Annotated in this window: 7 protein-coding genes; 3 read left to right on the plus strand and 4 right to left on the minus strand. The window is 47.5% G+C overall.

Annotated elements, in window-relative coordinates; genetic code table 11:
- Nucleotides 1–56: 56 nt before the first annotated feature.
- The 4 genes from V5T57_RS13900 to V5T57_RS13915 form a co-directional block, all read right to left on the minus strand.
- The gene (locus V5T57_RS13900; RefSeq protein WP_332891838.1) at nt 57–2,174 is read right to left on the minus strand and encodes a caspase family protein; all 2,118 of its coding nucleotides are present in this window, start codon (nt 2,172–2,174) and stop codon (nt 57–59) included.
- A gap of 110 nt (nt 2,175–2,284) precedes the next feature.
- Complete coding sequence (locus tag V5T57_RS13905) at nt 2,285–3,214, minus strand: hypothetical protein (protein WP_332891839.1); 930 nt, start codon at nt 3,212–3,214, stop codon at nt 2,285–2,287.
- A 214-nt stretch (nt 3,215–3,428) separates the two neighbouring features.
- On the minus strand, nt 3,429–3,968 hold the full coding sequence (locus tag V5T57_RS13910; RefSeq protein WP_332891840.1) for a hypothetical protein: 540 nt from the start codon (nt 3,966–3,968) through the stop codon (nt 3,429–3,431).
- A gap of 169 nt (nt 3,969–4,137) precedes the next feature.
- Nucleotides 4,138–6,441: a caspase family protein gene (locus V5T57_RS13915; RefSeq protein WP_332891841.1), complete on the minus strand. Its 2,304-nt coding sequence runs from the start codon at nt 6,439–6,441 to the stop codon at nt 4,138–4,140.
- Between the two features lie 294 nt (nt 6,442–6,735).
- Here V5T57_RS13915 and V5T57_RS13920 point away from each other — a divergent pair, with 294 nt between their 5' ends.
- The 3 genes from V5T57_RS13920 to V5T57_RS13930 all read left to right on the plus strand — a co-directional run bounded on the left by V5T57_RS13920 (nt 6,736) and on the right by V5T57_RS13930 (nt 10,926).
- Nucleotides 6,736–7,572, plus strand: coding sequence for a sigma factor-like helix-turn-helix DNA-binding protein (locus V5T57_RS13920; protein WP_332891842.1), 837 nt, complete (start codon nt 6,736–6,738; stop codon nt 7,570–7,572).
- A gap of 235 nt (nt 7,573–7,807) precedes the next feature.
- Nucleotides 7,808–10,138, plus strand: coding sequence for an MASE3 domain-containing protein (locus V5T57_RS13925; protein ID WP_332891843.1), 2,331 nt, complete (start codon nt 7,808–7,810; stop codon nt 10,136–10,138).
- 485 nt (nt 10,139–10,623) lie between these two features.
- Nucleotides 10,624–10,926 (plus strand): hypothetical protein, encoded by a 303-nt coding sequence (locus V5T57_RS13930; protein ID WP_332891844.1) that lies wholly within the window; start codon nt 10,624–10,626, stop codon nt 10,924–10,926.
- Nucleotides 10,927–11,909: the final 983 nt, after the last annotated feature.

Genomic DNA, 11,909 nt, shown 5'->3' on the forward strand with positions numbered 1-11,909 from the left:
CCGCACAGTTGCTCAATGAGCCGAATCGACCTTCTAGATCTCTTTATAACAAACCATTAATGAACCACCTTATGCCCACGGCGGAAGATAAACCGCCCACCTTCATGGCCAGATCGATGAATGGGCGCCAGTTGGGGGGATTGCTCAGAGTGCCCGGCCACCTGTTCCTGGATATGATCACTAAAAAGCTGATCTACGGCAAATTGACGATGGGGAAAAGCGTTAAGACCTTCGAGCAAGGCACGGGCAAACACAGAGTGACCCTGACCACCTTGGTCCGCCACGGGTTCATCTGAACCGCTCGAGAGAATCATCCGGGATTTACGGCTATGCAGTTTGGCCAGTAGTTGTGTTTTTTCCGAATCGGCTAAATGCCCCTCTTTGGCTTCATGGCCCTCTTCAGCACCTCGGTTCATCGCACCAGAGTAGCAACTGTCAGAAATGATAAGAATATGGCGTACAGACATCATCCGCACCTGATCGGTGATAAAACTGGCGGAAAGGTAGGTGCCAAAATCATCATGCTCAGCATCAACAGGTAACCAATAGGCCTGATCAGCCCGGTGGCTACGCCAGCCATGCCCAGCATAGTAGATCAACAAGCTATCTTCTGGTTTAAGGTACCGCCGTAATTTACTGATGGTAGAGGTTATTTGGCGGCGGGTCGCATTGTTTAACAGCAGGGAAATCTCTTTATGGTTTGGGAGCATTAACGATGTTTTAAACCCAAACCCCGTATGTAAGAGATGTGCGACTTGTTGAGCATCTTGCAAAGGGGTCACCAATGATTTAAAGGCAGGATCGGCATAATCACGATTACCAATAATCAACGCATATTGTTGACCTAAGGGTAAATCTCCCCCTTTGACTTTGATCGGAACAACCTGCCTTTCAATGGCCCCATTGCGATAGATGGCAAGTAAGGTGACGGACTCTTTTCCCATCATTTGGGACAAACGCCCACGAAAAGCTCCTTCTGGATCGATGTGTAATGGTTGACCATCTGCCAACAGGGTTAATAACCCCTGAACAGGTTTAACCCGGCCAGCAATCAGAGGTTGTTGACCTTTAAGGGCAAGAAAACCGCCACGCATGGGAGAGAGCCCATCAAAAGAGAGCTCAATGTTTGGCTCATGAGAACCCTGCATGACAGAGCGGGTCAACGGATCCATGACAGAGACAACCGAAGGAAAAGGCTGTCGCTCAGGGTGGGTGGATTCGAATTGAGGTCGAATTTGCAGATCTTGAGTCCACGCCTCCACCTTTTCCCGTTGTTGATAGAATTGGTTCACTCTCTCTGCCAAGGCCTGAAATGAGCGCGCTTTACCTTCCAGCATGGTTGTTGCCAAGGAGAAAGAGAACTGGCCAAAGTGTTTTTGTTGCGCTTGATCCACCCCCAAAGGAAGCTGTAACTCCATGGCCAGTTGCTCAGTGCCAGTGGCATAAAAAGCGCTATACCCGGCAGCCTCTGGTAATAGCTGAGCTTTACTGGTTTTTTCTTCCTCGGCACAACATGACCAAATACGCTCGGTTTGAGCGGTACTGACTTTCAATGCAGCAGCATGGCAACTGTCTAGAGAGACAAAAACAAAAACACCACGGTTACGCAGAAGTGTTATGGCCGTTCGCAACTCCCGCCCCCACAAGCCCGGTTTAAACTCAGGCTTTGCGGGAGAGGTGAACGTTGAATCATACAGAACCAGCATGACCTCAACGGCCTGATCTGAGTGGGGAAGGAGGTACTCCATACCACTAAAGTGTAGGAAGAGTGTATCCCCACAACGGGCTTGCGCCATCTGTTCTTTTAAATGCTCCAGAACCTTCTGGCGGCTGGCTTGTGCGTTGCGTAATTGCACAATATGCTCATCGGCAACACCTTGAACCTGCAAAGCTTTAACCATGAGATCTAGATCATTGCCCGGACCATTCAAACTCGGTACAGCTTTGCTCTGAAGATGGTTAAGACCGATCAGTAACGCTCGGTTGGTTGGCTTGCCTATATTAAAACAAGGTTTTGCTGGTGCAACATCATGAAATGTATAGGCAGGTGGCAGTGTCTGAAGAGGTGTAGACTGCCCCCCAGAAGGAACTGTTGTTGGTGTATGGCTCTGGGTTGTCTGTTTGGCCGGATCTGTATGCAGAACAATCCCTGCCCAACTCAGTGAGGGAAGCATAACCCCCACCCCTAACAGCATCCCGACGACCCAACCTATTGTTAATTTAAATAAAGACAATTTTTCCCCCTGACATGCCCCCAAGGCAAACATCCCCAATGGATTGAGGGTTAGGGTTGAGGTTTTAAAAGTGCATCCAGCAAATAGGTTGCCTGCTTACATAACTGTTTATTGGGTGTTTTATCTTGTAATAGGGTGGCCTGTTGCAAGGTTTGATAAAAGGAGATCCCCTCACCCGACGCAGCCCCCTGAACAATGGTTGTTTGACCTCTCTGCATCGCTTGCCAAAACGCCTGGTCTGGTGCTGGCGTTGTATGGCACCCCAGATAGACCATCATCGCCCACTGACCGGAGATAAAACCGGGTTCAATGGCTGATGTGGTGCCCACACTCTTGGGTCTCTGTTGCAGATCTGGCAAAAAAGCCCGCAGTCGCATCCAGGCAGGATCGTTGAGTGATAACGCATCCAACCGTTCCCGCACCCCTGCGGCAAACGCTAGGATAAGGGCCTGATTTTGTAAAGCCAGGGCCTCTCGTGTTGCCCCACCCCGACGGGCAACATGCCATGCATCACCAGACGGACCACGCCATGCTGGCGATTGAGGGCTCAACCAAGGCCAAGTTTTGGCACCAGAGAGCTCAACCTGCGCCATGGTCAAATGGATCTGCCCCTCTGTGCGCCAATCCTGAGCAGGTTGCAGAACCACAAACCAAAGCGCAGCCGCGGCAGCAACACCCCCTACCGACCAGGATTGCCACCCAATTTTAAAACGTGACCGCCACTGTTGTTGATGCCGTTTGGAGGAGAGATCCGTGATACCAGAGATGTGATCTTCCCTCATTTCCATCACAGTAGACCAGTGCGTATAACACCGCTCACAATGGGCCAAGTGAGAAATAACCTGTTGTCGTGGCTCCCCTTCTAAGCTCTGTTCAGCAAATTGGGCCACTGTTTCGGGTGATAGACATTGTCCAGGCCTGTTCTTATGCGGGAGAAAAAGGGTAGCCAACAGACCTTTGACCCAAGAGGAGCGATCCATAACAGCCATTCCATCCTGTAAAGTAACCCGTTCATACTGCAACAAACAGCACACCTGGCATGACAGAGAAAAACCCTCTCCCTGGCAAGGCAGGGCAAGGGAATGATCATTATTGTTATGGCATTAAACCACTAAGTAAACCTTTTACACTCCTATGTAGAACGACCCTGATCCAGAATAAAAACAGCTCATATGCTGTCCATTCACACTTTTTTCAGGCCTCTTCTGGCAGTACCCCAAGAAAACGGAACATCTCCTCACACTCCAAATCTTCATCCAGCAGTGCTTGCGCAAAAGCTTGGCACATCCACTCAAACCGCTCTTCTGGCCCCCCTTCCACACGATCCAAAATTAATTGCAAACCGCTAATCACACTCTCTAACTGCTCATCCTCATACTGCAGGGCTAAATGTAAGCGCCCTAAATGACAGTAGAGAACCCCCTGCTCTGCATCGGTAAAAAAAGCGTGATAGGTGGACCAAAACCGTCGTTCCTGTTCACCACCATGTAGGCCAAAGGTCGCAGCCAACCACAGAGATACAGTATCGTCCAGCTCTTCTATACCTATGGGGGTTAAACCTGGGGCGGCTTTGTGTAAAATCCCTTTTAATAGATCCATCCCCTCTTCGGGCTCTGGTGAGGTTAGAGCTTTGGGTACAACAAATAGACGGGGAAGCGTCAACCCCTGCTCTGAAGCCTGCTCAGTCTTTTGCTCAGTGAACCGATCTTGTTCTATGACGGCTGCGGTGCTCATATCATCTCTCCCAAAAAAGTCCTCAGTATGGTGATTTTTTGTTAACCCAACGTGCAACCATGCACGGTACGGTTATGTATTTGGACGGACAGGTTTGGATAATTGCGATGATCCCATTGATTCTTTCGCACAAGAACACATTAAGACATTGAATCTATACACATAAAAATCACGGACTACTTTTCCAACGTAGAATACGCATATCTGAAGCTTCTAAAGTAGGCTCTTCCACCAAAGCAAAGCCCCCCCGGGTCAGCATGCTATCTGTTGCTTTCAGCTTGACCGCATGTCCAAACCCAACCTGTTTAAACAGTTCGGTTAGCGGTGTGTTTAAAATCCCTTGCGCTGAGGATACATCACGTAGCAGCGTCAAGCTCTCTTGCTGCAAAAAAGAGAAGTCTGTCTGTGGGGCGTTGGGTTGTGCTGCGACAGCAAGAAAGATCAACTGCTCCTGACCAATGGATAGAGACGGCTTACCATGATCATCTGCATAGGTGCTGTAAAAGGTCGGTTCAAGGACGGTTAACCGTCCACCCGCTTCAATACGGTTAGGGCCGCCATCCTGGGGGAACAGGGTTGTCACTCCGTAAGCGGCATCAACAAATAGAATGGTTACATCAACAGCACGGTCGGTTGGATTTTCCACCGCAAGGGTAATTTGATCACAGTTACGCAAGGTCGCAACCCGCTCAAAGGCAAAGGGAGTCCCTTGATCGAGGGGTAGCTTTGCGCAAGCTTCATGATCTAAATATCCTTGTATCGCCTGCTCTTGTGCAGCATTTAGCCCATGGCGTTTAACCGGACTGTGGTGACCAACAACCTCTACCCGCGCTTGATAACCCGGCTGATCGGTCATGATATCCCCCAGCCGTAATAATTGGATGACTTTGGCCATAGAGGTCAGGGAGGTCACCACTTTTTCCCGAAGCTGCTCAATCGAACCCTGACCTGTTATGGCATGGCTCTGCATATGACTCTCTTTAACGTGACGAACACCGCCTGGGGGAAGAAACCACAATTTACCATCCTCAATATGGAGCTGAATATCCGCGCCTTGCTGGGGCTTAACCCACTGTAGCTGCATGGTATCGGGTGGGTTCTCTTGTAATGAGGTCACGGCAGCCATTAGATGCCCTACAGAGCCCAAGGGTGCTAGGGGTGCGGCTACTTTTAGGGTCAATGCCATAGGCCGTGAGACCAACCGAGCATAGTAAGGCCGACCTTCGATCGTAGAGAGTTGCGGCTTGTTTAATCCTGCATGAGCAATCGGCTGGAGGTGGCTACGGGTTATCTGTGCCATCTCTACCTGGGCATAACCAAGTAGAGCCTCTTCTTTGGCTGCAGGCGTTGGATAGAGCGCCACCACACTACCCTGCCCCACTTGGTGCAGAGATCCCGCCTGCATCAACCATGTGCCAGCATCCAGTTGTACACGCCACTCTCTTTGCCATTCTCCTGGTTTTAACCCAAACACAGGGGCATCCAAAAATGACCCACCTTCAAATAGGGGCGTTGTGCTCTCCCGATTCATGGCGTAATCATGCAATATTCGTTGGGCCAACTGTCGGTAGGTTAGTCCACCATTACGGTGGAGCAATTGACTTAAGGTATAGGAGAATAATCCATACGGTTGCTTGTTAGGGTCGCCATAAGGGAGTTGACGTTCTGGGGTAACTTCTGATGTCTGGGCGGCAAAAAAAGCAACATACCCCCCCGCAGATTTAGACAAAGCCGCTTTTTCAGACATACTCGGAGCATCAGAACCCCCCACGTGTTGGCTTTGAGCCTGTCTAAACAATGTGGCATCCATCCCCAAATCCAGAACGGGGTCTACTTTTCGATCTTTTTCGTAAGGGGTCGTCATTCCACGGGTCATGGTGCCAGAGTGACAGGTATCAAAAACAGCCCAGACAAAAGCACCACGGTTGCGTATTTGATAAATGGACTGTGCAATTTCATCATCTAATAACGCATTACTTACCGTGCCTTGCGTACCATCCCATTGCCCACTGTCAATGGGGAGAAAGATTTCATTCAACCCATCGGCTTCCTCCGCCCCCTTCCCTGCCGTGACGGGGGCCTGTGAACCGTGCCCACCAAACAGTAAAAAAACAAAATCATCATGTTGGGCATCTTTGGCCAACTGCTGGAGCGCCGATAGAATATGAGCCCGAGTGGGTCGATTATCTGCCCCCTTTACGCCATCAGCCAACACCTTAATACGCTCAGGTATAAAGCCACGTTCCAGTAAAAGGTTGTGCATAAGCTGTACATCATTAGCAGGCCCATTTAACTGCAAGTGCTTAGGAAGATTATCGTATTGAGAGACCCCAACCAGAAGTGCATGTTTTTGCCCCGCTAAGACAGGAGAGGCAACAACGGGCAGGCAAAGCATGACCGCCCATACCAACCAGCTTAGCCAAAGCTGGCTTTTGGTTCCTCTCACATGCATGGTATCTAAGCCCTGCCTCATCTTCTTCTCTCCAAAAAACAAGCTTTTTTTATAACATTATTGGTCTGCTACTGACCCATTTGCCCTGTTTGCGGCTGCTACACAGACCCATAAAGAGGACAGTCATTAAGATACACAAAAAAAACCACCTGGCGGGGAGCAATCTCAAACGGGCTCTTCAGGGCTTACCCCCCTTTTTTTTACAGACGTACTAAAATCACAAACCTTGTTGTTTTATAGCTTGATCGCAATAATGTTCATCTACCTAAATGTTGTGGCATCCGGTAACGTACAGCGAAAGAGCGGAATTTCTTAATGGAATGGTCCAAACTGTTTTTCTCGACAGAGATACAGACCAAACTAAGCCGTCTACTCGCTCGCCGTTTTACAGACAGTACACTGGCAGAAGAGGCCTACAACTTTGTCTTGGAACATATTTCACAGGATAATTGGGCACGGTTACGTCAGTTTAAAGGACAAGCAAACCACAAGACGTTTATGCACTCGGTTTTTAGTCATCTATTAGAGGACTTTTCACGGCACAAATTTGGTCGCCCGCGCCCCCCGGCATGGCTAAAACGTCTAGGCCCCTTATGGTTACGTCTCTATCAGCTTCTCTGCCTGGAACGGGAAGATACCGAACAAGCTGTCTTTGTTTTAACCCAATATCATGTGCGGGATGCCGCCTTTGTGCGCGCTGCGGCCGATACGGTTAAGGGGCGTATTGCCGATTGTGGTCAAACGACAGGTTCCACCCCCTTTACACCGGATATGGTGGACACACTTCAAGATAAAAACAGTGAACATCAAACCGATACCCCTGAAGATTTATTAAGCCAAAAACAGCAACACCCTATCATGGCTGCCCTTCGTATGTTGCTTGGCTCACCCCCTGAACAGACAGATCCGCAACACACATGTACAAAGCCAAAACAGAAGCATCGACTAAATATTCAGTTGGATGATGAAGATCGCCTGATTTTGAAAATGCGTTTTCAAGATGCACTTAAGCGCAGTGTCGTGGCCAAACGATTAGGCTATACGGAATCCCAAATTCGCACGCGGGAACACCGTGCATTAACCACCATTCAGCAAGAGCTGGCCAAAGCAGATATTGACTCATCGGACATTCACGCCTTATCCAACTTTTAGAAATAGAGAAAACATAACCACAGTGAGCTATTGCACTCTTATATACAAATATCCACACATACACAGAAAAAACATTTAATGCTCAACAAGCCAATACACTAACTCTGGTTAATATTTCTATCAATCTGTCTAAATTCTGCCAAAATATCATTTCTTTTATCTGTTGTTGCTGGTTACTTTTTGGCACTATTTAAAAGGGGATGTAGAGAAAACCTAGTGTCATGAGGCTGACTGGATGGATACTCACACCGATCACGATGCGCCATACCCATTTTTGAAGGATGCCAGCATTGGCTTGGTGATCCTCGGCACCCTATTTATCATCAGCCAAACTAACTTTTTAGCCTTTCATGCTGTTGCTGAGATCTTCAGCATTCTTGTGGCCTTCAGTTTCTTTGTTCTGGTTTGGTATACCTACACATTTCATAACCACCACTATTTCCTCTTTCTTTCCACATTTTTTCTATCCATTGGTATTATCGATTTTTTGCATGTTCTCTCCTATAAAGGCATGCCTATTTTCCCAGGTTACGATGCCAATTTACCAACCCAACTATGGATTGCAGGGCGGTATATGCAGGCCATATCTTTATTAGTGGCCCCCTATTTTTTTAGTCATATCCTCAACAAAAAAACCCTTTTTTCAATCTCATCACTCACTGTTTCCATCATCTGTCTTCTTATTTTCTCTGGTTATTTTCCAGACTGCTATATAGAAGGTCACGGGTTAACTCCATTTAAGGTTTACTCAGAGTGGATCATTATTTGTCTTTTGCTCGTGGTGACATTTCAGCTCAACACGCGATATAAAGAAGAGTTTTCCAGAACCATTCGACAACTGATCACGCTGTCAGTTCTTCTTACAGCAGCTCAAGAACTCTGTTTTACTTTCTACGTTGGGGTTTACGATATCTCTAACGTGCTGGGGCATACCTTTAAAATTGTCGCCTGTTTTTTCCTGTTCCGGGCTGTGGTGATTATTGGATTGGAAAAACCTATTCAGGGGCTTTTTCACACCATGAAAAAAAGTGAACAGAACCTCTCCCGCGCACAAGCGGTGAGTCATGTAGGTAGTTGGGATTGGGATCTTATTTCAAATAAACTTACCTGGACAGATGAGATCTACCGCATTCTTGGCCATAAGCCTCAATCGTTTGAAGCCACCTATGAAGCTTTTTTTGACTCGGTACACCCACACGATCAAGCTATGTTAAGACAAGCTGTTCAAGCCTCCCTAAGAGATCCCTCAATCCCCTACGACCTGGAACATCGCATTCTCAAACCTGATGGAGATGAAGGGATTGTCAGGGAGCGAGGTGAGATCATCCGGGATGAAAACGGCACGCCCATTCATATGACCGGGACCGTTCAGGATATTACACGGCAAAAGCAGATGGAGGTGGCCTTACGCAATGCCATGCAAAAATCAAAACATGCCAACCAGGCGAAAAGTGATTTTCTGGCTGTTATGAGCCATGAGATACGCACACCTTTGAATGTTCTGTTAGGCATCAGTGATATTTTGCAGGAGAGTAATCTTACACCGGAACAGCGTCATCAACTTAATACCGTCCATAAAACCGGTGAACATTTGCTCTGTCTGATTAATGACATTCTTGATTATTCTAAAATTGAAGCAGGGGGATTAGTTCTTGAGCCCGCATCCTTTGATCTTAAAAACCTGTTGGATACGGTTGCCCAACTTATGCATGCAAGAGCCAGCTCCAAGGAGCTTACGTTTATACAGAACCACCCGTTTACAGAACCACATTGGGTGTATGGGGATGCAGGACGGTTAAGGCAGGTCATCGTTAATCTGATCGAAAATGCCATTAAGTTCACTCAACATGGTCAAGTCTGCTTAACGGTCACCACCAGCCCAACGCCAGACACCTATCAGATTACGATAACAGATACAGGCATGGGGATTGCCCCTGAACATTTGGATAAAATTTTTGATAAATTTACGCAAGCTGATGCAGGCATCTCTCGTCGTTTTGGGGGGTCTGGTTTAGGTTTGGCTATTTCCAAACAACTACTGACCCTGATGGGAGGGGAGGTAACAGCGACCAGCATCATCAACAAAGGCAGCCAATTTAATCTTTCCGTTTCTCTCCCCCCTACAGAGCCTGTTTTACAAGACCAACGTGAAAAATCTTTAAATATCCGTAGTGTTGGGCCTTTAAAAATTCTATTGGCTGAAGATTCGGAAGATAATCGGAACCTTATCGAGCTCTATCTCCGTGAAACAGGGTGGGATATTTTTTCAGTCTGTGATGGAAAAGAAGCGGTTAGACTGGTTCAGCAAGCCCAATTTGATATGGTTTTAATGGATATTCAAATGCCCCTTATGGATGGATTAACCGCAACCCGTGCTATCCGCACTTGGGAAGCTGAAAATCAACGCCCTGCTCTACCTATTTTAGCCCTTAGCGCCCATGCCATGGCTTCTGAGCAACAGAAAAGTTTGCAAGCAGGCTGCAACACCCACCTGACCAAACCCATTAAAAAACGACTCCTTATTCAAGAGATTATTCTTCACTTTCAAATGACATCATCCCCATAGTTTGGGTTGAAAGCCAAGCCCCCCCCCCTTTGCGGTGAAAGTCATGAACTATGACTCTCTGCGGTACGTCATATGCACTCATGAACTCATTATTAACTGACATCACCCCCATCGTTTGGATTTAAAGCCAAGCCCCACTTGCGGTGATTGTCATGGACTACGACCCTCTGCGGCAAATCATATAGCACATATAAACACGATTGAACGCATGTTCATGGATTCTGTTACGACGGTTCATGCATCTATGGTCCATGCTTCCACCTGTGTCACACATGTCACACATCTAAACGTACATAAAAAAGCAAAACGTATGACAACAGGCTCTAAATTGAAATCAGATAAAAACTGGAAGTAAAAATACGCGCAATTTGCTTAAAATTGATATAATATAGTGAGTTAATTTGGTTCACTACTTATGGTTCAAAAAGCTTCGGAGTTGGATTCGATTGGACAGGTTCCACTCTGAGGTGCAATGGAGGTCGAAGATGGAGGGACTTGATGTTTATATTACGCGCCTTCTTACGCCACCACCAAGGCGGCTTAAAGGAACATGGGAAGAGCTGAATGACATCAAAGACTTAAGCTTTTTACCGTCTATGGATCTGAACATGACAAAAGTAAAAGCTTTTCGAAACGATCATAAAGATGAGGCGCTACTAGTCACCCACGCCTCTCGCCCTAGAGGCTGGCTCTGGCACCATGTTGATCGGGGTCCGTGGCAAGAGGTTGAATCCTTCAAAGGTACCGGCGAGTGGTATTCTCGATCACTGGGTATGGTGATCCTTTAATGCCCCAAGCCGGATACCCCCATAAATTTGATCTAAGCTGTTTCTCTATGGGTTTAGTTGATTGGAAAGTCACTGGTAAGGTGGACGTGAGTTAAGCCCATTGCCCCAGAGTGCACATGGTTCAGGACTTGTTTATCCCCTCGCAAAATGCATCCGTTCCTGATTGCAAAAAGTCTCCATATACTCTAAAAATGCCCTGTTAAGCCTACACTCTGGCCTGACAGACCGCGTGGTACACCAACTCCGTTCTCAGAGTTTTAAAAACACACCCCTTAGGTGAATGATCCCAGCCTCCCCCTTTACCGCGCATACTGCACTTGATTCCACGCTTGTCCATTAAAGGCTGGTAGTCCTTACGGGCATATTGACGACCTTGATCTGAGAGGGCCATCAGACCAGCAGATGGGGAGCGCTGTTTTAAGCCATTTCCAAAACATCAATGAGCAAATGGTTGCTCATGCGTGGCCCTTTTGACCAACCTATGACCTCCGAGCATAGAGATCCATGACGGCAGCCCGCTAGAGTCAGCTCTCTACGGTCCATGCCTAGCTGTTGTCACAACCCGCTGTCACATTAGGGTGCATCACTGAGAAATCCCGATTAAAAAGATTAGGGGCAACAGGAAGGTTGTGATGGGAGTTCGTCGTGACACGGAACGTCCTCTTCAGCTTCGCCCAGTTCTCCTATTCCTGGCGATGCCTTTTAACCCTCTAAAGCTCACTTTGAATCCGGAATGGGAACCACCAAACACCTGGTAGTTGAGGCTGGTATCCTGCATCTCCTGGTGCTCACGAATGAATTATAATTTCATTTCAGTCCCTATAAGAAGATGCGTATCACCTTTTTAGATTTCTCGCGCCGCCATCAAACACTTCTTTGTTCAACATAAGCGGCGAAGCTCTTCCTCTTGAGGAAGACGATGCACTTTGCCAGGCGATGCAGCCTGACCATTTATCTACAAAGAGCTTTCCAGGTCCTCATAC

The organism is Magnetococcus sp. PR-3 (assembly GCF_036689865.1).
Lineage (GTDB): Bacteria > Pseudomonadota > Magnetococcia > Magnetococcales > Magnetococcaceae > Magnetococcus.

What these genes read in the sequence shown, in the direction of transcription:
- V5T57_RS13930 (WP_332891844.1), top strand. Translation starts at nt 10,624, where the DNA reads ATGGAGGGACTTGATGTTTATATTACGCGCCTTCTTACGCCACCACCA.
- V5T57_RS13915 (WP_332891841.1), bottom strand. Translation starts at nt 6,441, where the DNA reads ATGAGGCAGGGCTTAGATACCATGCATGTGAGAGGAACCAAAAGCCAG.
- V5T57_RS13925 (WP_332891843.1), top strand. Translation starts at nt 7,808, where the DNA reads ATGGATACTCACACCGATCACGATGCGCCATACCCATTTTTGAAGGAT.
- V5T57_RS13900 (WP_332891838.1), bottom strand. Translation starts at nt 2,174, where the DNA reads ATGCTTCCCTCACTGAGTTGGGCAGGGATTGTTCTGCATACAGATCCG.
- V5T57_RS13920 (WP_332891842.1), top strand. Translation starts at nt 6,736, where the DNA reads ATGGAATGGTCCAAACTGTTTTTCTCGACAGAGATACAGACCAAACTA.
- V5T57_RS13910 (WP_332891840.1), bottom strand. Translation starts at nt 3,968, where the DNA reads ATGAGCACCGCAGCCGTCATAGAACAAGATCGGTTCACTGAGCAAAAG.
- V5T57_RS13905 (WP_332891839.1), bottom strand. Translation starts at nt 3,214, where the DNA reads ATGGATCGCTCCTCTTGGGTCAAAGGTCTGTTGGCTACCCTTTTTCTC.